This window comes from Streptomyces sp. NPDC001843, from assembly GCF_042891955.1.
Classification (GTDB): Bacteria; Actinomycetota; Actinomycetes; order Streptomycetales; family Streptomycetaceae; genus Streptomyces.
This window is the reverse complement of sequence record NZ_JBIATQ010000001.1, coordinates 351,995-374,498: the sequence shown is the minus strand read 5'-3', so window position 1 is coordinate 374,498 and position 22,504 is coordinate 351,995. Positions and strand designations below refer to the sequence as shown.

Here is a 22,504-nt window from a genome sequence, read left to right as displayed (position 1 = left end):
TTTCCCGGCCGGACCGCCCTCCCGCCGGTTACTCCGCCCGCTCGGGCCCGGCCTCGACCTGCCCGGCCCCGAGCCCGTCGGACTCCTTCTCCCCGGCCTTCTCCTCGGCCTTCTCCTCCGGCTCCCGCGCGGGAAGCTCCGCCGCCAGCGCGGCCGCCGCCTGGACCAGCGGCAGGGCGAGCAGCGCCCCCGCTCCCTCCCCGACGGTCACGCCCTGCTCGAGCAGCGGCTCCAGCGCCATCCGGTCCAGCGCCTTCGCCTGCCCCGGCTCCCCGCTGTCGTGCCCGGCCAGCCACCAGTCCGGCGCCCGGAACGCGATCCGCTGCGCGACCAGCGCGCTCGCGGCCGCCACCACCCCGTCCAGGATCACCGGCAGCTTGCGTACCGCGGCCTGCAGCAGGAACCCGGTCATCGCCGCCAGGTCGGCCCCGCCCACCGTCGCCAGCAGCTGCAACTGGTCGCCGAGCACCGGCCGCGCCCGCCGCAGCGCGTCCCGGATCGCGGCGCACTTGCGCATCCACGCCAGGTCGTCGATCGGCTCGCCGCCCCGCCCGGTCACCACCGACGCGTCCGTCCCGCACAGCGCGGCCACCAGCACCGAGGCCGCTGTGGTCCCGCCGACGCTCACATCGCCGAGCACCACCAGGTCCGTACCGGAGTCGGCCTCCTCGTCGGCCACGGCGACACCCGCCCGGAAGGCCGCCTCGGCCTCCTCCAAGGTCAGCGCGTCCTCGACGTCGATGCGTCCGCTGCCGCGCCGCACCCGGTGCCGTACGACCTCCGCCGGCAGCGACTCGGGCTCGCAGTCCAGCGCCATGTCCACCACCCGCACCGGCACCCCGAGCCTGCGGGCCAGCACCGACGCCGGGCTCGCGCCCTCCAGCACCGCCCGGACCAGCCGGTCGGCACTGCCCGCGGGCCGGGCGGAGACACCCAGTTCGGCGACGCCGTGGTCACCGGCGAAGAGCACGACACGCGGCCGTTCGACCGGCCGGACCGGCACGGCACCCTGTGCGGCGGCCAGCCACTCACCCAGGTCGTCGAGGCGACCCAGGGACCCGGGCGGCACGATCCGGCCTTCCCGGCGGGCCTCGGCGTCACGGCGTACGCCCCCGTCCGGACGCTCGATCAGATCGGTGAAGTCGTCGAGATTAAGCGAGCTCATTCGCCGAACAGTACCGGCAGCGATCGAACAGTTCCGCGCCACATCGCCACCACACCCGCGCGATGTCTTTGCACCCAAGATCGGCATCCCATACGTTCCGCTTTGCAGCGGAATGTCGCACAGGGAGCCGCCCATGCAGCCCTCGCCCCACACCCCGCGGACGACCCCCCAGGGCGCCCCGCAGGCCACGGACCCCTTCCTGGAACCGCGCCGCGCGGACTGCCCCTGGTGCGGCTCCCGGCGACTGCGCACCCGGCTGTGCGCCCCCGACCCGCTGCGCCACCGGCCGGGCACGTTCGTCGTCGACGAGTGTCGCGACTGCGGCCACGTCTTCCAGAACCCGCGGCTCACGGCGGAGGGGATCGCCCTCTACCACCGGGACGCCTACCAAAGACACCTGGAGGAGTTCACCGAACGCGTCCTGAGCACCCGCGCCGTCCGCCGCCGGCACCGCGCCGCCGCCCACGCGCTGTCGGCCCTGCCCGATCCGGAGAGCTGGCTGGACGTGGGCACGGGACACGCCCGTTTCCCCGAGGCGGCGAAGGAGTTCTTCCCGTACACCAGCTTCGACGGCCTGGACCCGACGCCCCGTGTCGAGCAGGCCCTGCTGGCCGGACGGGTCGAGGAGGCCCACCGCGGCTACCTGTCCACCCCCGGGAACCCGGCCCGCCTGCGCTCCCGCTACGACGTGGTCACCATGTTCCACCACTTGGCGAACGCCCCCGACCCGCGAGCCGAACTCCGCGCCGCCCTCACCGTCCTGCGCCCCGGCGGCCACCTCGTCGTCGAGGTCCCCGATCCGCACAGCGTGTTCGCCGCCCTGCTCGGCAGGTGGTGGCTGCCCCACGGACAGCCGCGCCACCTGCACCTCGTGCCCCTGGGCAACCTCCGCACGGAACTCCAGGCCCAGGGCTGCACGATCCTCGTCACGGACCGCAGCGCCCCCCACATCCCCTACGACCTGTCGGCGGCGCTCCACCTGGCCCTGGCCCGAGCCCACCCCGCGCTCACAGCGGCGGCCACGCCCCTGGCCGCGGCGGCCTCCGCCCTGGACCACACCCTCGCCCCCGCGCTCCGCCGCACCCGCTTCTCCAACGCGTACCGCCTCGTCGCCCGCAAGGACAGACCGTAGAACCCGCGGCGCGCTCAGCGCACCAGCAGGTCGATCACACCCGTCAGGTCCTCGTCGCCGCCGCCCTCGGCCAGGCGGCGGCGCATCAGCTCGAAGTAGGGGCTGAGCAGTTCCGGGCTGACGCCCTGCTGCTCGGCGGTGCTCAGGAAGGTCGGCGTGCCGGCCACCTGCATGGCGAGGTTGGAGACGACGCCCTTGGTGTAGTCGCCGCTGCGCAGTCGGTCGGCGGTCTGGTGGACCGACGGGACCATCGCGACGAGCCAGTCGGCCAGCAGCGGGGCGAGCGAGGCGGGGTCGATGTCCTCCTTGCGGATCAGGGCGAAGGCGTGCGCGGCACCGGCGAACATTCCGTACATGGCGCTGAGCAGGGCCACGTCGTGCAGGGCCGCGAAGCCCGCGTCCTCGCCGACGTAGGTGGTGCCGACCGGTACCACCAGGGTCTCCCGGTGCCGCTCGAACAGCTCCCGCGAGCCGCTGTAGAAGACGTAGCCGCCGGCTTCCGGGACGCCGATCATCGGTGGGACGGCCATGATCCCGCCGTCCAGGTAGCGGGCGCCCCGCTCGCGTGCCCACTCGGCGCGGGCTCGGGCCTGGGCAGGGGTGCTGGTGGTCAGGTTGACCAGGTCCCTGCCGGCCAGATCGGTGCCGGCCAGCACCTCGTCGACCGAGGTGTCGTCCAGCAGGCAGACGACGGTAAGGGAATTCGCCGCGACCGCCTCGGCGGCGGTGTCCGCGACCCTTGCGCCCTCGGCGGCGAGTGCCACCGCCCGGGCCGGGGTGCGGTTCCAGACGGTGAGCGGGTGGCCGGCGGCAAGCCAGGTGCGAGCCAGCGCGGTGCCCATCGCGCCGAGGCCCAGCACGGTGACGGGAGTCTTCTCAACAGGGTTGTGTGCCATGCCGACTAGGCTGGTCACAGGGCCGGAGGTGATCAAGTACGCACTTGGTTGTGGGTGGTTACCCCGGGGTGAGCGAGCACGTCAGGAGGGCGCGGGCATGACGACGCTGAACCGGCCGGGCGCACCGGAGCGACACGTCTGCGGGATCGACGCCGCGATGGAGGTGATCGGCGGCAAGTGGAAGGTGCTGATCCTCTGGGCGCTCCACGAGCACCCCTGCCGTCGCTTCGGCGAGCTGCGTCGGCTGCTTCCGGGGATCACCGAGAAGGTGCTGGCCTCTCACCTGCGTGAGCTGGAAGCGGACGGCGTCGTGCACCGCGTCTCCTACGACGAGGTGCCGCCCCGTGTCGAGTACTCGCTGACCGAGGACGGGATGCGCCTCAACGACGCCCTTGGGCCGCTGGCCGCCTGGGGACGCGAGCGGCCGACCACTCCAGCCCGCCGGAGCGGCGACGCCGGCCGCCCCGACGACGCCACCGTCCCGGCCCGGGCCGTCACGGTGCCGGTCAGGGAGGAGCCGAGGTCATGACGACTCACTGCTGCGAGACGATGACCAACCGCGTGAACCCGCGCTGCGACGAGCACGACGATCCCTTCGCCTGCCCGGACGCGCTGGTCGACTTCAGCGCCCGGTTCCAGGAGTACGGGCTGATCGTCCACGACGGCGGCACGTCGAGCATCACGATCGACTTCTGTCCCTGGTGCGGGCGGCGCCTCCCCGAGTCGCAGCGGGACCGGTGGTTCGAGGAGCTGGAGCGCCGCGGGATCGATCCGGGGGAGGACGAGTTGCCCGCAGAGTTCCAGAACGCCCGCCGGCCGGCCAGGCTGCACCAGAAGTGACGAGCCGGCAGCTCCCGGGCCACCGCTGCGACACGCCCTAACCCCGCAGCACCACCGCCTGCCCCGCCACCACCAGCACCACCTGCTCGCACTCGCTCGCGAACGCCGCGTTCAGCCGCCCCAGCTCGTCCCGGTACCGCCGGCCGGAAGAGGTCGCCGGCACGATCCCCGACCCCACCTCGTTCGACACCGCGACCACGGTCCGCCGCGTCCCCCGCACCGCCGCGGTCAGCTCCCGCACCCGCTCCCGCAGCGCCCGCTCCCCACCGGACGCCCACTCCGCGTCGTCCCATGCCCCGGCGGAGTCCATCGCGTCCGTCAGCCACAGCGACAGACAGTCGATCAGCAACGGCGGCCCGTCCTCCCCTAGCAACGGCACCAGGTCGCAGGTCTCCGCCGTACGCCAGGAACCCGGCCGCCGCTCCCGGTGCGCCGCAACCCGCGCCGCCCACTCGGTGTCCCCGTTCCGCGAACCGCCCGTCGCCACGTACAGCACGTCGGGAAAGGCCTCGAGGCGCCGCTCGGCCTCCACCGACTTCCCCGACCGCGCACCGCCCAGCACCAGCGTCCGCCGGGGGACGTCCGGCACGTCCTCGTACGCGCCCACCGCCAGCGTCGCCCCGTCCGGCACCGCACGCGCCCCCGCCGCGGCCAGCCGCCGCCGCAGCTCCGCGCCGGGCGGTACGTCGTGGTCGAGGTGGACGGCGACGACGTCCGTGGTCGGCCCCACCGCGCCCACCGCCCGCAGCTTGGCCAGCGCGTCCGGCCGCCCCACGACGTCCGCCAGCACCATGTCGTACGTCCCGCCGTGCACCGCCCCGTTCTCCAGCCCGGCCGGCGCGCTGCCCGGCGGCAGGTACAGCAGCCGCTGCCCGTCCGGCCCGGTCACCGCGTACCCGGTGCCGCCCGCGTCCATCGCCAGCGCCCGCACCCGATGCCCCGTCAGCAGCGTCAACTCCCGGCCGTCCGGCACCCGCACGGGTTGCGGCAGGCCGTCCGGCACCTCGATCGCCGGTCCGTCGTGCGGATGGGACAGCACCACCTGCCGCACCCCGCCCAGCGAATGCCCGGCCCGTGCCGCCGCGAACGCCGCGCCGGGTGTCAGGTCGAGCAGCAGCAGCCCGTCGACGAGCAGCGCGGTGGCGGCCCGCGCGTCCGGCCCGAGGGCGGTGGCGCAGGCGGCGCAGGGGCAGTCGGGGCGGGGCAGGCCCGCGGGGGCACCGGTGCCGAGCAGAGTCACTTCCACGAACCTGATTTTCGCTTGTCGCCGCGGGTCTTGCGCGTCCGGTTAGGCTCGTGGCAGAAGCCGGACCAAGATCCGGCTTTCGCTCTGCACGTGGTCGCACCAGGGAGGCGTACATGGTGGCTTGGACGTGGCGGTTCGAGAAGGCCGACGGGACGGAGGTCCAGCCCGCGGTGCAGCCGGAGGAGTTCACCACCCAGGGCGATGCCGAGTCCTGGGTCGGTGAGCACTACAAGGCCCTGCTCGAGGGCGGCGCGGACCAGGTACGGCTGTTCGAGGACACCACGGAGATCTACGGCCCGATGAGCCTGCACGCCGAGGAGTCCTGACCCGCGGGGGCGGGGAGTACCGCGGCAGGTACTCACCCGCCCTCTTCTCCGCTCACTGCTCGCCCAGCGTCACGTACACGGTCCGCTGACCGCCGTCGCGGACGAAGGCCACCGGCATCCGCTGCCCCGGCCGGTCCGCCGCCAGTGCCTCGGACAGCGAGGTGATCGTGGTGATGTCGGTGTCGCCCAGCCTGGTGATGACGTCACCGGGCCGGATACCCGCCCGGTCGGCCGGGCTCCCGCCCCGCACCTCGACCACGGCCACACCCGCGGGCCGGAACGAGCTGTTGAGGACGGTCCGGCCGGTGATGCCGAGCGCGGCCCGGCCGGAGTCCGTCACCCTGCCGTTCCTCACGATCTGGTCGGCGACGGTGCGCACCATGGACGCGGGGATCGCGAACCCGATTCCGGGCGCCGCGCTGCCCCCGAGGTCCGGATCGGCGGCGGCGAGCGTGGGAATGCCGATGACCTGCCCGCTCAGATCGACCAGCGCCCCGCCGCTGTTGCCCGGGTTGATGGCCGCGGACGTCTGCACCATGTTTCCGATGGTGGCGCCCGTGCCCCCGCCCCCGCTCCCCTCGCTGACGGTCCGTCCGGTCGCCGACACGATGCCCTGCGTCACGCTGGACGACAGTCCGAGCGGCGAGCCCATGGCCAGGACGATCTGTCCGACCTGCACCTTCTCGGAGTCCCCGAACCGCGCGGCCTTCAGCCCGCCCGGAACCCCGTCCAGCTTGATGACCGCGAGGTCCTGCTCCGGGTAGGAGTACACCAGGGACGCGGTCAGCGGGTCCTGACTGTTGGCGGTGGTCACCCTGAACGTCTTGTCGTCGCCGACGACATGGGCGTTGGTGACGATGTGTCCGTCGCCGTCGTACACCACGCCGGAGCCGAGGGAGCCGCTCGCCCGGATCTGCACCACCGACGGCAGCACGTCCTTGATCACCTTCAGATACGCGCTCTGCAGGTCGGCCCCCGGCGCGGCGACCGCGGCGGCGGCCTCCTCCTTCCCGGCCGACGCCTCCGGTGCGGAACAGCCGGAGCCGAACGCCGTGCAGAGCGCGAGCGCCAGGAGGGCGCCGACGATCCGAGCACGCGAGGCATTCATGCCCCGAGTCTCCCCAGGGACTGATCACCCGGCCCGCCGAACTCACCCGAACGAGCACCTGCCCCGGCCTCACTCAGCCCGTCCGGCGTTTGAGGACGAGGCCGTTCAGGCCGAAGCGGGGTCTGGGGGCGCAGCCCCCAGCGGGGTTCAGGGGCGGAGCCCCCTGGCGGGGTCGAAGGGGCGGAGCCCCTGGGGACGGGACGGGTAGGGGCGGGGGCGAGAAACTCCGCGCCCAGCCTCTCCTGGCGCCCGCACCCGCGCCCACCGCCCCGCCGGCGGCGGGCGCGGCGGCAAGCCTCAGCCCCGTACCCCGCACAGGTGCAGGAGCGCCGCGACTCCCCGGTACGGGTCGGTTCGGCCGGCGCGCTCCTCGGCGGCCAGCAGGGTGTCCAGGTCGGCCGGGAGTTCCGCGCCGTCCGGTGCCGTGTCCGTGAAGACCCGCACGCCGTACCAGGTGTGCAGCGGAGCCCCAATCCCGGCGAGTGTGGCCGTCAGGGTGGCGAGCCGGTCCGCGCGTACGTCGAGGCCGAGGCGGTTCCGGTAGGCGGTCGTGTCGAACGCGGCCAGCGCGCCCGCCCAGTCACCGGACAGCCCTGGCCGCATGGCCAGCGCGTCGCCGTTGCGCACCAGCAGCGACAGCAGCCCGCCCGGGGCCAGCATCCGGGCCAGCCCGGCCACCAGGGGATCGGGCTCCTCGACGTACATCAGCACCCCGTGGCACAGCACCACGTCGAAACTGCCCGGCAGGAAGTGCACGCCGGTGTCCCGCCCGTCGCCCTGGACGATCCGCATCCGGTCGCGGATCCCCTCCGGCTGACCGGACAGCGCCTCACGCGCCGCCGCGATCATCGTCGCGTCCTGCTCGACACCGGTCACCTTGTGCCCGGCCCGGGCCAGCCGCAGCGCCTGCGTGCCCTGGCCCATCCCGACGTCGAGCACCCGCAGCCGCTGCCCGACCGGGAACCGCCCGGCTATCTGCTCGTCGAGCTGCCGGGCGACCAGCTCCTGCCGGACGACGTCCCGGAGCCCGCCCAGTTCGCTGAGCCAGGCCTCGGCCGCACCCCCCTCGAAAGCGTCCGCGCTCAGGGCCGCTCTCCGCGCTTGACCTGCGGCTTGGGCAGCCGGAGCCGACGCATCTGGAGGGAGCGCATGAGGGCGTAGGCCACCGCGCCCTTCCTGTTCTGGTCCGGGAAGCGCTCGGCCAGCCGCCCCCGCAGCCGGAAGCCGCTGAGGGCCGAGTCGAGCACGATCAGGACGATCACGACCAGCCACAGCAGCAGCGCGATGCTCTGCAGCGCGGGCACCCGGACCACGCTCAGCACCAGGATGACCACGGCCAGCGGCAGGAAGAACTCCGCCATGTTGAACCGCGAGTCGACCCAGTCGCGGGCGAACCGGCGGACCGGGCCCTTGTCACGGGCCGGCAGGTACCGCTCGTCGCCGCTCGCCAGCGCCTGGCGCTGCCGCTCCAGCTGGGCGCGGCGCTCCTCACGCTGCCGCTTGGCGGCGTCCTTGCGGTTCGTCGGAGTGCTGGCGAAGCTGCGGCGCTGGGCCTGGGCCTCACTGCGCTTCGGCGTGGGCCGGCCCTTCTTGGCCTGCGGGTCACGGGGCTGATTGGAGTCGGTCAGCACCGCCTTGTCGGCGGGGACCTTCTCATCCTTGGCACGGCTACGGAACACAAAACCCAAGGGTACGGGGTGGAGGGGAGTGAGCCCCAGCCCGGCCGGGAACGATTGGGCAACACCATTCGTCTCCAAGGGGACACAGGGGACGTTGCAGACGGTTCGCTCGGGGCACCCCCGGGACCCACCTACTCCCTACGCCGGAGCAGGCCGGACCGCAGTCGTCCTTGGGGATGAGCGCATCCGTCCCCGAACAGTGCGGTAATGGATGCAGGGCCCGTACTGTGGGTCTTGCAGCAGGATCTGTGAGCTGGAGTCCGTCAGAAGGGGGCGCGCGAAGCCCATGAGCGGTGTCATGAAGCGTATGGGGATGATCTTCCGCGCGAAGGCGAACAAGGCCCTTGACAGGGCCGAGGACCCGCGCGAGACCCTCGATTACTCGTACCAGAAGCAGCTGGAGCTGCTGCAGAAGGTCCGCCGCGGCGTCGCCGACGTGGCCACCTCGCGCAAGCGTCTGGAACTCCAGCTGAACCAGCTCCAGTCCCAGTCGAGCAAGCTGGAGGACCAGGGCCGCAAGGCGCTCGCGCTCGGCCGCGAGGACCTGGCCCGCGAGGCCCTGTCCCGCCGGGCCGCGCTCCAGCAGCAGGTGACGGACCTGGAGACGCAGCACTCCACCCTGCAGGGCGAGGAGGAGAAGCTCACCCTCGCGGCCCAGCGGCTGCAGGCCAAGGTCGACGCCTTCCGTACGAAGAAGGAGACCATCAAGGCCACCTACACCGCCGCCCAGGCCCAGACCCGGATCGGCGAGGCCTTCACCGGCATCTCCGAGGAGATGGGCGACGTCGGCCTGGCCATCCAGCGCGCCGAGGACAAGACGCAGCAGCTCCAGGCCCGGGCCGGCGCCATCGACGAGCTCCTCGCCTCCGGCGCCCTCGACGACCCCACCGGCACGGCCAAGGACGATCTCCAGGCCGAGCTGGACCGGATCTCCGGTGGTACGGATGTAGAGCTGGAACTGCAGCGCATGAAGGCCGAACTCGCCGGAGGCTCGCCCCAGCAGGCGATCGAGGGCGGCACCGGCCAGGGGCAGTCCCAGCAGCAGCCGCAGGACACCCCGCGCTTCGACAAGCAGTAGCCCGAGCGCGGAGAGCCACAGCCTGGAGGGCGACATGGCCGACATGATCGTACGGATCATGGGTGAGGGGCAGGTGAGGCTGGCGGACAGCCACCTCACCGAGCTGAACACGCTGGACGACGAGCTGCTGGCCGAGATGGAGAACGGCGACGGCCCCGGCTTCCGCCGCACCCTCCACGCCCTCCTGACCAAGGTCCGGGACCTGGGCGAGCCCGTCCCGGACGACTCCCTGGATCCCTCCGACCTCATCCTGCCGTCGCCCGACGCGACGCTGGAGGAGGTCAGGGAACTGCTGAGCGACGACGGTCTGATTCCGGGTTGACAGGGGCTGGGGGGCACAGCCCCCAGGAACGTACTGTGCACCTGTGAGCACCCTCGACCGCGCCCGTTGCCGCCTGCAGGCGCACCCCCTCGCCCTGGACGCGGCGCTGGCGGCGGGCGTGCTGGTGTGCATGGTGGTCGGGTCCTTCGTGACCCCGCAGGGCGAGAACGGCGTCGACTGGGGCGTGCACCGCCCCGACCCGCTCAGTCTGCTGCTCATCACCGTGGGTGCGGGTGCGCTCGTCCTCCGTCGCAGCGTCCCCAAGACGGTCCTCGCCGTCACCGGCACCGTCTCCCTGATCGAGTGCGTCACCGGCGACCCCCGCGCCCCGGTGGCCATGTCCGCCGTCGTCGCCCTCTACACCGTCGCCTCGACCACCGACCGCGCCACCACCTGGCGCGCCGGCCTGCTCACCATGACCGTGCTGACCGGCGCCGCCATGCTCGCCGGCCCCCTGCCCTGGTACGCGCAGGAGAACCTCGCCATCCTCGCCTGGACCGGCATCGGAGCCACCGCCGGGGACGCCGTCCGCAGCCGGCGCGCGGTCGTGCAGGCCATCCGTGAGCGCGCCGAGCGGGCCGAGCGCACCCGCGAGGAGGAGGCCCGCCGCCGGGTCGCCGAGGAACGCCTGCGCATAGCCCGTGACCTGCACGATGTCGTCGCCCACCACATCGCCCTGGTCAACGTCCAGGCCGGGGTCGTCGCCCACGTCATGGACAAGCGCCCCGACCAGGCCAAGGAAGCCCTCGCCCACGTCCGCGAGGCCAGCCGCTCCGCACTGAACGAACTCCGCGCCACCGTCGGCCTGCTCCGCCAGTCCGGCGACCCGGAGGCCCCCACCGAGCCCGCCCCCGGCCTGGGCGGCCTCGAAGACCTCGCCGACACCTTCCGCAACGCCGGTCTCCGGGTCGAGGTCGCTCGCGCCGACCAGGGCACCGAACTCCCGGCCGCCGTCGACCTGGCCGCGTACCGGATCATCCAGGAGGCCCTCACCAACGTGCAGAAACACGCGGGACCCGACGCCAAGGCCGAGGTCAGCGTGGTCCGCGTGGGCCCGAACATCGAGGTCACGGTGCTGGACGACGGCCGGCCCGGTGGGAACGAGCCGGTTGCTTCGGGCGGTGGCCACGGCCTGCTCGGCATGCGCGAACGCGTCACCGCCCTGCGCGGCACCCTCACCACCGGCCCCCGCTTCGGGGTCGGTTTCCGCGTCCATGCCATCCTGCCGATCAAGACGCCCACCGCCGCACCGGGAGATCCCGCATGACCATCCGTGTCCTGCTCGCCGACGACCAGGCACTGCTGCGCAGCGCCTTCCGGGTGCTCGTCGACTCCGAGCCGGACATGGAGGTGGTGGGTGAGGCGTCGGACGGCGCGGAGGCCGTGCGGCTGGCGACGGAGCACCGGGCCGACGTCGTCCTCATGGACATCCGCATGCCGGGCACGGACGGCCTGGCGGCCACCCGGCTGATCAGCGCGGACCCCAGGCTCGCCGACGTCCGCGTGGTCATCCTCACGACCTTCGAGGTCGACGACTACGTGGTGCAGGCCCTGCGGGCCGGAGCGTCGGGCTTCCTCGGCAAGGGCTCGGAACCGGAGGAACTCCTGAACGCCATCCGGATCGCCGCCGGGGGAGAGGCCCTGCTCTCCCCGACGGCCACCAAGGGCCTCATCACCCGCTTCCTCGCCCAGGGCGACGCGGGCGACGGCGACCCGGCTCGCGCGGAACGCCTCGCGGCATTGACCGGACGAGAGCGGGAGGTGCTGGTGCAGGTCGCCGGCGGCCACTCCAACGACGAGATCGCCGAGCGGCTGGAGGTCAGCCCGCTGACCGTGAAGACCCACGTGAACCGAGCGATGGCCAAGCTGGGTGCGCGGGACCGGGCGCAACTCGTGGTGATCGCTTACGAGTCGGGGCTGGTGCGGCCGAGGGGGGACTGACGGGCCCCTTCGGGTTCTGCTACCGCTTGAGGGCGCTGACGAAGGCGTCCCAGGCGGGGGCTGGGACGACGAGTACGGGGCCGCGGGGGGTTTTGCTGTCGCGGACGGGGACGATGCTGGGGAAGTCGTCGGTGATCTCGACGCATTCGCCGCCGTTGGTGTTGCTGTAGCTGCTCTTGCGCCAACGGGCGGAACTCAGTTCGGCGCTGTGTCGCATGTTCTGTAGTCCTCCATCGCCTTATGGATCAGCTGCACTGACTCGGGCAGCGAGAGAGCGTTGGCACGCAGTACTTCATACTGCCGCCGCCACTTGCTTGCCGCTTCCGCGTCCTCGTAGAGGTGACCGGCGTCAATGCCCTCTTCGTAAGCCACCGTTGAGCCGCCGGGCAGTGTCAGCAGGGTCAACGCTCCGCCCATCAGCGAGTGCGGACCCGCGCTGAACGGCATGACCTGCACCTTACTGTCCGCAGTATCCGCCTGGTCGAGTAGCAAGGCCAGTTGCTCGTACATGCATTCCCGTCCGCCTACCGGGCGTCGGAGAACGGACTCGTCGATGATCGCCCACCGGAGCGGGGGCTCGGCCGAGCGCTGCCTCTCCTGCCTCGACATCCGGGCTGTGACTCGCTCCTCGACCTGCTCTTCACTTAGATCCTGCTGACAGCGCAGCAAGGCCCGTGCGTATGCCTCGGTCTGCAGTAGACCGGGCAGCGCCTGGGCCCCGTACTGCTCGATGACCTTGGCCTGCCCTTCGAAGTCCATGTAGCGCCGGTATTGGTCCGGATGCGCCTCGCGCTTGGCCAGTTGGTACAGCCCGTGGAAGTGCCTGTCCGACCCGAACGCGACGTCCAGCCGGTCCGGCAGGTCCGGGGGCGGCATCAACTCCGCCGTCTCGATCCGGGCGAGCGTGCTCTTGCTGGAGTTCACGATGCCGGCGAGTTGTACGAGCGACAGGCCCGCGACCTCGCGATGCCGGCGCTGCTCGGCGCCGAAGTAGTGGCGGGCGGACAGGTACGGGGTCAGGGCCTGGGGCCGGAATGTCATGGGTCGCGCCTTCCTTGTCATCGTTCGTCCCGTTCTCAACGCTGGGACGACGAGCCGCTGTTGAGCTGCCGCATCACAGAGTGACCATGGTGAAGCACACGGTAATCATGGAGGAGTCGACGCGATGATGCGGGACGGATACGGCAAAACACTGCGGTTGCTGCCCTGGACCACACCGGAGGGTGCGCCCTGTTACCTCAGCACGGACGACCCCGGCAGCCGGCTCTCGGTGATGGCCGACGAACTGGAGGCCCAGTTGCTCGCCTCGGCCGCGGTTGTGCTGCGGAAGGCCAAGCCACTGCTCGCCGAAGCGAACGCCGGGCCACGGGAGTTGCGCTTCGCGGGAGTACGGCTCGCCGAGGCGTTGCAGGACGCTCTGCGGATCGCGGAATGCCGGGGCGCTCGGCTGCCGGAGCGCTGACGGTCAGGTCGCGGTTGGGCGAGGGCCTGGATGAGCCGCATCCAGTGCGCCATGTGCTGCTGGCCGTGGCGCGTGCTGAGGGTGACCAGTTCGGAGACGAGGCGGTTGCGGGTCTCGGGGTCCGCATCAGCTGCCGCCGTGGCGAGAGGGCGCGCGATACAGCGGGTGCCCACTGCAGCGGATACGCCGGGCCCGCACGATGCCGGTCAGTAGTGTGATGCGTATGTCTAACGGGATCGCCTGGATTGGCGCACACAGCACCACCGACAGATCCGCTGCTTTGCCTGGGATGCGCGGCGGGATATCGCTCACCTGCGCCCGCGGCGTGGACGCGGATGAGTTCCTCATCGCGCTGGGCGCCGATTTCGACGAGCTGGTCGCTCGCACACCATGCAGGGACATCACCGTGCCGGCCAGACGCCGAGGTGATCAGTCACCTGACGCGAACCGCGCCATGTACGGCACATACGGGGAGTGGGTGTACGTACTGGAGGACTGGGGCATGGCGACCTGGTACACCGGATTTCGAAAGGTGGAGTCGATGCGGCCGAGCCCGGACGAGGAGATCGTCTGCGTGACGATGAATCGTTGGAGCCCGCCGCCGAGGATCATTCATGTGCCAGGTGACGGGCGCGCCCGGCAGGCCGAATTCGGAGAGGACACCGGGGAGGCCTCCGGGCTGGACGGGGCGCTCCAGGCGGCGGGCGCGGTGTTCCCGGCCATCGGCGACGTCGGGGAAGCCGCCGTGGTGGCGTACTACGAGGAGCACGGGCCCCGGCTGCCTGCGGCGGTGTTCACCGCTGTCGGCGATTATTGCGGCCTGGTCATCGATCAGGAGGCCGTTCAGGCCGGTGACCTTCCCGGGCTCCTGCTGCCCATGGTGTGACGGCAAGCAGGCACCGGCCGCCACTCATGTTGGGGGGGGGAGGGGGCCGGTGCCTGCCGGGTGCAACGACTGCTACTGCGCCGTCAGCTTGCAGATGACGGGTGTTGCGCTGCCGTACAGGCAGGTGTTGCCCGGGGTCATGCGGGTGTCCAGCCAGTACGCGTCCTTGTCCATGATCCGCATCTCGCGCATGAAGCTCGCGAAGTGGTTACCCATGGATTCCTGGTTGTGCATGCCGGAGATGGCCGACCGGCCGCACACCTCCTTGAACGTCGGGTCGGTGCCGTTGAGGCTGAACAGGTGCACGGCCGATCCCAGCTTCTTGGCGTAGGTGCCGATGCACGCAGCGCCGGTGGGGGTGGTACCACCGGGCAGCAGGGCAGGGTTCAGGCCGCCCTCGGCCGTCGACATGCCCCCGCTGTTGTACGACGACGCGAACGCGAACTCGTCGCAGTTCAGGGCGTCGGCCGCGTCGACCAGGGCGCTGGCGTCACCGTTCTCCTTGGCCCATCCGGTGGGGCAGATCCGATTGCGGCTGCGGCTGTTCTGCGCCTCGTCGCCCATGTAGTACAGCGGCTTGAGCGCGGAGAGAGAACCCGGGTGCTTGGGCGTGTACGTCTGGATCAGCCACGCGTGCGCGGCGGCCTGCGGGAACGCCTTGGCGTTGAAGGCGTACGTCGGTGCGGAGTTGACGAACACGCAACCGGTGCCGGGTCCGGCATTCGTGGTGTCGCAGCGGATCTGGTCCAGGTCGGCGGTGGAGGCGCTGTAGCCCTTCGACCACTGGTAGCCGGTCTGGAACGGGCGGATTTTCCCGTCGGACGGCAGAATGTCCGCGTCGATCTTCACATCAGGCTTGTACAGGTACTGCTGACCGGAGACTGACGCGTCCCACGTGTACGGCGTCGTCAGCGACGTCGAGTGCATATCGCCAGGCGTCCACCATGTCTTCTCGGTCCAGGCGTCGGGGCCGGGCTCGACCGGCGTGCACGATCCCTGGCACAGGTGCTCGGCGATCTTCAGGTCGATCTCGGCGAAGTCCAGCGGAATCTGCTGTGCCGGTTCGATGGTGAGGTGCTCGGTGAAGCTGTTGGCTCCGTCGAGTTCGATCAGCCGCAGGAACGTGAAGTAGGCGATGGCGTCGGGTACGCCGTCGGTGCGGATCACAACGGGCACGGCCCGCACATCACATTCGTCCTTGCGTGTCGCAAGGACGCTGGGGAAATCCGTGTTGCACCAGGGGACGTTCTCCTGAGCGGTAGCCATCGACTTGGCGACCTTCTTGGGAGCCTCGTCCCTGGGGATCGGCGTACCGAAACACGCCTGCCGTCCGTCACTGTTGACAGGGCTGCACTGCTCGACGGCCTTCGGGGACTTGCCTACCAGCGGCGTCCCCGAGCTCCCGAGTGGCCTCGTCTGCACTCCCGTCGGCTTCATGACCGTCACGCTGGGGTCCGGCGCTGTGTAGTCGGGGGTGGGCAGCGTCAGGTCGACGGGCAACTCCACTCGGAACGGCGCCCACGGTGACCAGCTCGTCTCGTACAGGCTGCCGTCGAACGCGGACGTGTGGAAGACGTAGTTCGTGTTCATGGACAGCTTGCCCGCCGGCACGTCCACCGTGACGGTCGACCCTGACGCCACGTAAGGGGAGACGATCACGCCGTACTCGGAGTCGTTGAGCTTCACCTTCGTCTTCGGCTTGCCTGCCGCATCCGCCGTCCACACCTCGAAGGTCAGCGTGGACTTGTCACCGTCGGCGTCGGTCACCGTGTTCTTCAGCTGCACCTTCTGCGAGATGACCTGCTGGAACCCGGCAGCGTCCTTCCTCTTCGACGGCGCGGCCGTCGGATTCTTGCCCGATACCGGGCGGGAGTCGGCAGCAGCAACCGACTTCGTTTCGCGCCCCGCAGCGGGACGGCTGGAAGGCGCCGCGTTCGGGTCCGGCCCCGAAGCGCGGCCCGTGTCGGCCGCACTCGCCGCGCCGGCCCCCATGAGCAGCAGCATGGCCGCCCCGATGGCTATGTGTGAAACCGTGCGCTTTCTTCTGGATCTACCTAACAAGACGTGTCCCTTCTGACCCTGCCCGCGTATGCCAGGGGGCAGGGCTGGACGGTCAGATATGTCGCGCCTGGTTCTTCCTACGGTCCGCCGTGTTCACTCAACAAGGCTTCGCTACTGGGGCGTTCACCCTTAATGGGAGTTAGCAGACGTGACCTGGGACACGGTTGCTCGGATGTTGCGGCGATCCCGTGAAGGTCGTTGAGGGGAGCCTGAGGACGAGAACGGCGGGTTCGGCAGAAGCCGGACAACGCTGGTGAAGTGACACGGTGCCTGCCCGCAGCGGATGGCGGCGAAGCTGCCGATGAAGCCCGTCCGACACCCGGTCAGGTACTCGGTGCTGGCGGCGCGTATCGAACTGCGGCAGTCGGCGCACACGGAGAGGGCGGCCTGGGCCCCGGCTTGCGACAAGGACTGCGCCTACTGCTGCGCGATCCTGTGCGCCTGACCGGTCACCACTCAGCTGCCACCACTCGGCGCAGCCGGGACGTACGGAGGCACCCTCACAGACGGGGTGCCGGGATGCGGGGCGCTGTGGTGCTGTCCACCCTGTGGCGTGCCATCGACATGGACTTCGGCCTCGCCGTCCTGGCGGATGCCTTTGTCGACACCGACGCCGAGGTGCACCGGATGCTCACCGAAAAGCCGGTCCCGCGGTGGGCAGATGTGGTCGCCGTCGAGGATTGGATCAAAGCCAGCGCACCGTAATAGCGGAAGGCTGTCCGGGTCCTCGCCTGCGGCGGGCCCCAGGCACGCTGCTCGCTCGATCACCGCACACCGAAGGGCGGCGGTCGGGAGCGAAGGAGCCACCGCGATGGATGCCGAGGTAGCGGGCGAAAGACCGCGATGGCCGGCATCAGCGGCTATCTGAACTCCATCTGCGCCAGCCGGGCCATCCGGAACCCACACCAACACGGCCTGCCGCATCGCCAGCCGGCTTCTACCCCTTTCTGCCCTTTCACCACGAAGACCCCGGCCGGCGCGGCATTCCTGGCCTGCGGCCGATCAGCCGCACCCGCGCACGGGTACGACTGATGCACTTGCCCACCGGGGACCGCCTCGATCTGTCGACTCCTGCCGCTGGCAAGGCACGGACCTCATGCGCCGGCCCTCTTCCGGCAGGGGACCGACTGGCATCAGCGCGACGGTCGCTCACCTTTGTGAGCGACTACGGCAGCGCCAGCATCCGCTCCAGCGCCAGCTTCGCGAAGGTCTCCGTCTCCTTGTCGACCTCGATGCGGTTGACGAGGTTGCCCTCGGCGAGGGACTCCAGGGTCCAGACGAGGTGGGGGAGGTCGATGCGGTTCATGGTGGAGCAGAAGCAGACCGTCTTGTCGAGGAAGACGATCTCCTTGCCCTCCGGCGCGAAACGGTTCGCCAGGCGGCGGACCAGGTTGAGCTCCGTGCCGATGGCCCACTTGGAGCCGGCCGGGGCGGCCTCCAGGGCCTTGATGATGTACTCCGTCGAGCCGACGTAGTCCGCGGCGGCGACGACCTCGTGCTTGCACTCCGGGTGGACCAGGACGTTCACCCCGGGGATGCGCTCGCGCACGTCGTTGACCGAGTCGAGGCTGAAGCGGCCGTGGACCGAGCAGTGGCCGCGCCACAGGATCATCTTGGCGGAGCGCAGCTCGTCGGCGGTCAGGCCGCCGTTCGGCTTGTGCGGGTTGTAGACCACGCAGTCGTCCAGGGACATGCCCATGTCGCGGACGGCGGTGTTGCGGCCGAGGTGCTGGTCCGGGAGGAACAGGACCTTCTCGCCCTGCTCGAAGGCCCAGTCAAGCGCCCGCTTCGCGTTCGACGACGTGCAGATCGTGCCGCCGTGCTTGCCGGTGAACGCCTTGATGTCCGCGGAGGAGTTCATGTACGAGACGGGCACGACCTGCTCGGCGATGCCGGCCTCGGTGAGCACGTCCCAGCACTCAGCGACCTGCTCGGCGGTCGCCATGTCGGCCATGGAACAGCCGGCGGCGAGGTCCGGCAGGACGACCTTCTGGGCGTCGGACGTCAGGATGTCCGCGGACTCGGCCATGAAGTGCACACCGCAGAAGACGATGTACTCGGCCTCCGGGCGCGCGGCCGCGTCCCGGGCCAGCTTGAAGGAGTCGCCCGTGACGTCCGCGAACTGGATGACCTCGTCGCGCTGGTAATGGTGGCCGAGCACGAAGACCTTGTCGCCGAGCTTCTCCTTGGCCGCGCGGGCGCGCTCGACCAGGTCGGGGTCGGACGGCGAGGGCAGGTCGCCGGGGCACTCGACTCCCCGCTCGCTCTTCGGGTCGGCCTCACGGCCGAGCAGCAGCAGGGCGAGCGGCGACGGCTGTACGTCGAGCTCCGGGGTTTGGGCGGTGGTCACGACACGCACCCTTTCTACTTTTCCACTTTTCGTCGAATTGACGCTATCTATCATAACCCGCTTCACGTCACTTTGACGATGGTCATCGCGTCGATGTGACGTGAATCCCGGTGAGGCGGCCGGTGAGGCGTTTTCCGCTGCGAACCGCATGTGCGAGCATGAGGAGGGAACGACAAGACAAACAGCTCGGCCCGGAATGAATCCGCGGCCCCGCCGGTTGGAACCGTCGGCAAGCAGTCTCCGTACAACCCGGGAGAGATGTAGATGTCCGTATCGGACGAGACCAGCACCGTCACCGACGGCATCGTCCTGACCGACGCCGCCGCGGCGAAGGTCAAGGCCCTGCTCGACCAGGAAGGCCGTGACGACCTCGCCCTCCGCGTCGCCGTCCAGCCCGGCGGCTGCTCCGGCCTGCGTTACCAGCTCTTCTTCGACGAGCGTTCGCTCGACGGTGACGTCGAGAAGGACTTCGACGGGGTCAAGGTCGTCACCGACCGCATGAGCGCGCCGTACCTGGGCGGTGCCACCATCGACTTCGTGGACACGATCGAGAAGCAGGGCTTCACGATCGACAACCCGAACGCGACGGGCTCCTGCGCCTGCGGCGACTCCTTCAGCTGAGCCGAGCGACGTACGACCCGCACGACATGAAGGCGGCGGCCCCTCCGAGGGGCCGCCGCCTTCGCGTGTCTGCGGCTCGCGTTCGTCGGGCCTACGAGGACTTCGGCAGGCGAGCGCCCGGCCGCTCCTTCGGGACCTCCTGGCCGTCCGAGCCGACGACCTTCCGGTCGCCGAGCGGCCGGTCCAGGTGCACGGTCCGGTGGTAGACCTTGGCGATCAGGATGCAGACCTTGTTCTTCCACGGCGTCTCGGTCACCGTGACGGTCACCTTGCCGGAGTCCTCGGCCGCGGAGGCCTTGTAGTCGGCGCACACCCCGCCCTCGAACGCCACGGTCAGGCTGTTGCCCGTGGTGCTGTAGCCCGTGACCTTCACAGGCCGCTCGGACGGCGACGTCGACGGGGCCGACGGGGTGCCGTCCGACGGGGTGCTCGACGACGCCAGGTACTTCGGGTCGACGGCCGGATACGTCACCGTGTAGGCGTCCGCCGCACCCCGCACCTGGAACAGCCACGACGGCACCAGAGCCTGGCGGCCGTCGACGGAGTGCGCCGCCAGCCCGAACACCGCCTTCCGCACGGTGACCGTCTCCCGGGCCGGCGCCGACCCGGCCGTCCCCGACGGCGAGGTGCCGCACGGCTGCTCCAGCCGGTCCTTCTCCGGGACGGGACTGGCGCAACCGCCGATGCCCATCCGGTGGTCGTCGCTCCCGCTCCCGCTCCCGACCACAGGCGTCGCGTTCATCAGGTCCAGCGTCTTCTTCGCGCCCAGGACGGGGTACGTGTCCCCCTTCACCGGTGTCATCAGCTCACCGTGGCCGCCCACCACCTGGCCCCGCTCGCCGACCGTCAGACCCGTCGTCCAACCGTAGGTGGGCAGTCCGCCCACCACCGGGTCGGCGTTCACCACCCGCTGGGCGCCCACGATCCGGCTCGCGTCGATCTTGGCGTCGTCCTGGCCCAGCGCCTTCAGCACCGGCGCCGCCGCCTTCCTCGCGGCCGCCTCGCTCACCTGGTCGACGGCCGGGTGGGCGGGGTCCTGAGCGCAGGAGATGACCTTCCTGCAGTTGTCGGTGCCGGTCGCGTACCGGCTGTAGGTCCAGTTGCCCGGCGCCTCCTTGCCGACCTGCAGGACCGAGCCCGTCCCGTCCTTCGCGGACCCGACCCGCCAGGTCTGCCCCTCGGCCACCGGTGTGCCGGTCAGGCCCAGCGCCTTCGCCAGCCGGGCCACGTCGTCCTTGGCGACCTCCCCGCCCGCCCGGTACACGGGCGCGGAGCCGGGGCCGCCGGGCAGCGTGCCCTCGGCCTTGTAGGTGACGCCGTACGGGTTGGGCTCACCGGGCGCGATGCCCTGCGAACCGCCGTCCAGCGCGAGCGGCGGGGGAGTGCCGCCGGAGGACGCGGAGCCCGTACCGCTGTCCGACGCTCCGTTCGCGGTGGCCGTCAGGTACGCCCCGCCACCGCCGACGAGCAGCACGGCGGCGGCGACGGCGGCAGCGGCCACGGGGGAGCGGCGGCGAGCGGGACGTTCGTCGTCGACCTCGCCGTGCTCCCGCGGAACCTCCTCGACGGGCACCTCCGAGGCGGCTTCCGGGGCAGCAGCGGTCCGGGCCTCGGAGACGGCCTGCGGCTCGCGGGCGGGCTCCGGTCCGGACGCGGCTTCCGTCGCGGGCTGGGGCTCCGGCTCGGACGCGGCTTCCGTCGCGGGCTGGGGCTCCGGCTCGGATGCGGCTTCCGGTGCGGGCTCGGGCTCCGGCTCGGATGCGGCCTCCGACGCGGCCTCGGGCTCGGGCGCGGCCTCCGGCTCGGGTGCGGAGCCCGCCGTGGCCTCCGCCTCGGACCCGGCCTCCGGCTCCGGGACGGGCTCCGGAGTCGACTGCTTCGCCGAGGCTTCCCCGGCGGTGTGCGCGGCCGCGTCGTCGTTGTCGGGTCGCTCGGTGTTCACCGCATCGCTCCTTGCTGCGTCGTATCCCGCATCCCCTCCTCGGGGGACGGCGATGAGACGCGTCGGGTGAGCGAGCGGTTCCCTGAGCCGGACCGGACGAATCAGTCGCCGTAGTCCGACATGGCGTCCAGCAGTCGCGCCGAGGCCAAGGGAACGGTCACGCCGTGGATGAGCGACGGGGGCACCGGAACGGACGAGTCCCGGTCAGGTACCGCCCAGTGCGGGGCCATCCGGGCGCAGTCACCGCGCAGCACCGCCAGACCGCCGTCGAACTCGGCCGGAACGGGCGCGTGGAGCTTGATGTTCGTCATGACGGCACCGTAGGCACGCCCGGGTCGGCGAATAAAGATCTACCATCGGGTAGTTTCCCCGCTCCTGGGCCCGGCCCCGACCGGGTAGCGTGAAGTGTCAACTGCCCTCCCGTCCAGCAGGAGAGTCCTCGCCGTGCGCATCGCAGTCACCGGCTCCATCGCCACCGACCATCTCATGACCTTCCCCGGCCGCTTCGCCGACCAGCTGGTCGCGGACCAGTTGCACACGGTCTCCCTCTCCTTCCTGGTGGACAACCTCGACGTCCGCCGCGGCGGCGTCGGCGCGAACATCGCCTTCGGCATGGGCCAGCTCGGCACGCGCCCCGTCCTGGTCGGCGCCGCGGGCTTCGACTTCGACGAGTACCGGGCCTGGCTGGAGCGGCACGGCGTGGACACCGAGTCCGTCCGCATCTCCGAGACCCTGCACACCGCCCGCTTCGTGTGCACCACCGACACCGACCACAACCAGATCGGCTCCTTCTACACCGGCGCCATGAGCGAGGCCCGGCTGATCGAGCTGAAGACCGTCGCCGACCGCGTCGGCGGCCTCGACCTGGTGCTGATCGGCGCCGACGACCCGGAGGCGATGCTCCGCCACACCGAGGAGTGCCGCACGCGCGGCATCCCGTTCGCCGCCGACTTCTCCCAGCAGATCGCCCGCATGGACGGCGAGGAGATCCGGATACTGCTGGACGGTGCGACGTACCTGTTCTCGAACGAGTACGAGAAGGGCCTCATCGAGTCCAAGACGGGCTGGACCGACGAGGAGATCCTCGGCAAGGTCGGCCAGCGGGTCACCACCCTGGGCTCACGGGGTGTCCGCATCGAGCAGGAGGGTGAGGACCCGGTCGAGGTCGGCTGCCCGGAGGAGGAGCGCAAGGCCGACCCCACCGGCGTCGGCGACGCCTTCCGCGCCGGCTTCCTCTCCGGCCTGGCCTGGGGCGTCACTCCGGAGCGTGCCGCCCAGGTCGGCTGCATGCTCGCCACCCTGGTCATCGAGACCGTCGGCACCCAGGAGTACCAGCTGCGCCGCGCCCACTTCATGGACCGCTTCACCAAGGCCTACGGCCACGAGGCCGCCGCCGAGGTCCAGCGGCACCTCGTCTAGGACCTGTCCGGCGGACCATGTCGCAGACGC

At 71.1% G+C, this 22,504-nt stretch carries 25 protein-coding genes and 1 pseudogene; 14 read left to right on the top strand and 12 right to left on the bottom strand.

The genetic code is table 11. The features are described from left to right. Positions 1–28: 28 nt before the first annotated feature. Positions 29–1,165: a nicotinate-nucleotide--dimethylbenzimidazole phosphoribosyltransferase gene (cobT, locus tag ACFYZQ_RS01755; RefSeq protein ID WP_389140519.1), complete on the bottom strand. Its 1,137-nt coding sequence runs from the start codon at positions 1,163–1,165 to the stop codon at positions 29–31. A gap of 133 nt (positions 1,166–1,298) precedes the next feature. Between cobT and ACFYZQ_RS01750 the strand changes: the two genes are divergently transcribed. After that, positions 1,299–2,297 carry a class I SAM-dependent methyltransferase gene (locus ACFYZQ_RS01750; RefSeq protein WP_389140517.1) on the top strand — a complete coding sequence of 333 codons (999 nt, stop codon included), beginning with the start codon at positions 1,299–1,301 and terminating at the stop codon, positions 2,295–2,297. 14 nt (positions 2,298–2,311) lie between these two features. On the opposite strand, the gene ACFYZQ_RS01745 is transcribed toward ACFYZQ_RS01750, so the two are convergent. Continuing rightward, positions 2,312–3,193, bottom strand: a complete 882-nt coding sequence (locus ACFYZQ_RS01745; protein WP_389140515.1) for an NAD(P)-dependent oxidoreductase — start codon at positions 3,191–3,193, stop codon at positions 2,312–2,314. Positions 3,194–3,290: 97 nt separating this feature from the next. On the opposite strand from ACFYZQ_RS01745, the gene ACFYZQ_RS01740 reads away from it, so the two are divergent. Both ACFYZQ_RS01740 and ACFYZQ_RS01735 read left to right on the top strand, forming a co-directional pair. Continuing rightward, entirely contained in the window at positions 3,291–3,722 is a 432-nt protein-coding gene (locus ACFYZQ_RS01740; protein ID WP_389140513.1) for a winged helix-turn-helix transcriptional regulator, read from the top strand. After that, positions 3,719–4,033 carry a DUF6980 family protein gene (locus tag ACFYZQ_RS01735; protein WP_389140511.1) on the top strand — a complete coding sequence of 105 codons (315 nt, stop codon included), beginning with the start codon at positions 3,719–3,721 and terminating at the stop codon, positions 4,031–4,033. The genes ACFYZQ_RS01740 and ACFYZQ_RS01735 overlap by 4 nt, the downstream gene beginning before the upstream one ends. A 37-nt stretch (positions 4,034–4,070) precedes the next feature. Here the strand turns inward: ACFYZQ_RS01735 and ACFYZQ_RS01730 are convergent, their stop codons facing one another. Next, positions 4,071–5,279 carry a bifunctional adenosylcobinamide kinase/adenosylcobinamide-phosphate guanylyltransferase gene (locus ACFYZQ_RS01730; protein ID WP_389140509.1) on the bottom strand — a complete coding sequence of 403 codons (1,209 nt, stop codon included), beginning with the start codon at positions 5,277–5,279 and terminating at the stop codon, positions 4,071–4,073. A gap of 113 nt (positions 5,280–5,392) precedes the next feature. On the opposite strand from ACFYZQ_RS01730, the gene ACFYZQ_RS01725 reads away from it, so the two are divergent. Then, positions 5,393–5,605, top strand: a complete 213-nt coding sequence (locus tag ACFYZQ_RS01725) for a hypothetical protein (protein WP_388788357.1) — start codon at positions 5,393–5,395, stop codon at positions 5,603–5,605. Between the two features lie 52 nt (positions 5,606–5,657). Here ACFYZQ_RS01725 and ACFYZQ_RS01720 read toward each other — a convergent pair whose 3' ends face one another. The 3 genes from ACFYZQ_RS01720 to ACFYZQ_RS01710 form a co-directional block, all read right to left on the bottom strand. Next, on the bottom strand, positions 5,658–6,713 hold the full coding sequence (locus tag ACFYZQ_RS01720; protein ID WP_389140507.1) for a S1C family serine protease: 1,056 nt from the start codon (positions 6,711–6,713) through the stop codon (positions 5,658–5,660). Positions 6,714–7,010: 297 nt separating this feature from the next. Then, entirely contained in the window at positions 7,011–7,715 is a 705-nt protein-coding gene (locus ACFYZQ_RS01715; RefSeq protein ID WP_389141840.1) for a class I SAM-dependent methyltransferase, read from the bottom strand. Between the two features lie 80 nt (positions 7,716–7,795). Next, the gene (locus tag ACFYZQ_RS01710; RefSeq protein ID WP_389140505.1) at positions 7,796–8,392 is read right to left on the bottom strand and encodes a DUF3043 domain-containing protein; all 597 of its coding nucleotides are present in this window, start codon (positions 8,390–8,392) and stop codon (positions 7,796–7,798) included. 286 nt (positions 8,393–8,678) lie between these two features. Here ACFYZQ_RS01710 and ACFYZQ_RS01705 point away from each other — a divergent pair, with 286 nt between their 5' ends. From ACFYZQ_RS01705 to ACFYZQ_RS01690, 4 genes are read left to right on the top strand one after another with little or no spacing between them, the layout of a single operon-like run. Continuing rightward, a complete protein-coding gene (locus tag ACFYZQ_RS01705; protein WP_389140503.1) occupies positions 8,679–9,470 on the top strand; it encodes a PspA/IM30 family protein in 792 nt (263 codons plus the stop codon). Between the two features lie 43 nt (positions 9,471–9,513). After that, positions 9,514–9,792, top strand: a complete 279-nt coding sequence (locus ACFYZQ_RS01700; RefSeq protein WP_389141839.1) for a hypothetical protein — start codon at positions 9,514–9,516, stop codon at positions 9,790–9,792. 43 nt (positions 9,793–9,835) lie between these two features. Next, positions 9,836–11,059, top strand: coding sequence for a sensor histidine kinase (locus tag ACFYZQ_RS01695; protein WP_389140501.1), 1,224 nt, complete (start codon positions 9,836–9,838; stop codon positions 11,057–11,059). Further along, positions 11,056–11,733, top strand: coding sequence for a response regulator (locus ACFYZQ_RS01690; protein WP_389140499.1), 678 nt, complete (start codon positions 11,056–11,058; stop codon positions 11,731–11,733). The genes ACFYZQ_RS01695 and ACFYZQ_RS01690 overlap by 4 nt, the downstream gene beginning before the upstream one ends. A 19-nt stretch (positions 11,734–11,752) precedes the next feature. On the opposite strand, the gene ACFYZQ_RS01685 is transcribed toward ACFYZQ_RS01690, so the two are convergent. Then, positions 11,753–11,950, bottom strand: a complete 198-nt coding sequence (locus tag ACFYZQ_RS01685; protein ID WP_389140497.1) for a DUF397 domain-containing protein — start codon at positions 11,948–11,950, stop codon at positions 11,753–11,755. Continuing rightward, the gene (locus tag ACFYZQ_RS01680) at positions 11,929–12,774 is read right to left on the bottom strand and encodes a Scr1 family TA system antitoxin-like transcriptional regulator (RefSeq protein ID WP_389140495.1); all 846 of its coding nucleotides are present in this window, start codon (positions 12,772–12,774) and stop codon (positions 11,929–11,931) included. Before ACFYZQ_RS01680 ends, ACFYZQ_RS01685 begins: the two co-directional genes overlap by 22 nt. A gap of 124 nt (positions 12,775–12,898) precedes the next feature. Between ACFYZQ_RS01680 and ACFYZQ_RS01675 the strand changes: the two genes are divergently transcribed. Both ACFYZQ_RS01675 and ACFYZQ_RS01670 read left to right on the top strand, forming a co-directional pair. Beyond that, entirely contained in the window at positions 12,899–13,195 is a 297-nt protein-coding gene (locus ACFYZQ_RS01675; RefSeq protein WP_389140493.1) for a hypothetical protein, read from the top strand. 289 nt (positions 13,196–13,484) lie between these two features. After that, the gene (locus ACFYZQ_RS01670) at positions 13,485–14,081 is read left to right on the top strand and encodes a hypothetical protein (protein WP_389140491.1); all 597 of its coding nucleotides are present in this window, start codon (positions 13,485–13,487) and stop codon (positions 14,079–14,081) included. 72 nt (positions 14,082–14,153) lie between these two features. Here ACFYZQ_RS01670 and ACFYZQ_RS01665 read toward each other — a convergent pair whose 3' ends face one another. Continuing rightward, positions 14,154–16,085 (bottom strand): hypothetical protein, encoded by a 1,932-nt coding sequence (locus tag ACFYZQ_RS01665; protein ID WP_389140489.1) that lies wholly within the window; start codon positions 16,083–16,085, stop codon positions 14,154–14,156. A gap of 358 nt (positions 16,086–16,443) precedes the next feature. Between ACFYZQ_RS01665 and ACFYZQ_RS01660 the strand changes: the two genes are divergently transcribed. Together ACFYZQ_RS01660 and ACFYZQ_RS01655 are read left to right on the top strand one after the other, a co-directional pair. After that, complete coding sequence (locus ACFYZQ_RS01660) at positions 16,444–16,587, top strand: hypothetical protein (RefSeq protein WP_389140487.1); 144 nt, start codon at positions 16,444–16,446, stop codon at positions 16,585–16,587. An 83-nt stretch (positions 16,588–16,670) separates the two neighbouring features. Next, positions 16,671–16,847, top strand: a pseudogene (locus ACFYZQ_RS01655) (cysteine hydrolase); the annotation flags it as partial. A gap of 460 nt (positions 16,848–17,307) precedes the next feature. Here the strand turns inward: ACFYZQ_RS01655 and nadA are convergent. After that, the gene (gene nadA / locus ACFYZQ_RS01650; protein ID WP_389140485.1) at positions 17,308–18,492 is read right to left on the bottom strand and encodes a quinolinate synthase NadA; all 1,185 of its coding nucleotides are present in this window, start codon (positions 18,490–18,492) and stop codon (positions 17,308–17,310) included. A 264-nt stretch (positions 18,493–18,756) separates the two neighbouring features. Here nadA and erpA point away from each other — a divergent pair, with 264 nt between their 5' ends. Continuing rightward, the gene (gene erpA / locus ACFYZQ_RS01645) at positions 18,757–19,113 is read left to right on the top strand and encodes an iron-sulfur cluster insertion protein ErpA (RefSeq protein ID WP_388788385.1); all 357 of its coding nucleotides are present in this window, start codon (positions 18,757–18,759) and stop codon (positions 19,111–19,113) included. Positions 19,114–19,204: 91 nt separating this feature from the next. Here the strand turns inward: erpA and ACFYZQ_RS01640 are convergent, their stop codons facing one another. Both ACFYZQ_RS01640 and ACFYZQ_RS01635 read right to left on the bottom strand, forming a co-directional pair. After that, complete coding sequence (locus ACFYZQ_RS01640) at positions 19,205–21,055, bottom strand: hypothetical protein (RefSeq protein ID WP_389140483.1); 1,851 nt, start codon at positions 21,053–21,055, stop codon at positions 19,205–19,207. Positions 21,056–21,156: 101 nt separating this feature from the next. Then, positions 21,157–21,366 (bottom strand): hypothetical protein, encoded by a 210-nt coding sequence (locus ACFYZQ_RS01635; protein WP_389140481.1) that lies wholly within the window; start codon positions 21,364–21,366, stop codon positions 21,157–21,159. 133 nt (positions 21,367–21,499) lie between these two features. On the opposite strand from ACFYZQ_RS01635, the gene ACFYZQ_RS01630 reads away from it, so the two are divergent. Beyond that, the gene (locus ACFYZQ_RS01630; protein ID WP_389140479.1) at positions 21,500–22,474 is read left to right on the top strand and encodes a carbohydrate kinase family protein; all 975 of its coding nucleotides are present in this window, start codon (positions 21,500–21,502) and stop codon (positions 22,472–22,474) included. Positions 22,475–22,504 lie beyond the last annotated feature (30 nt).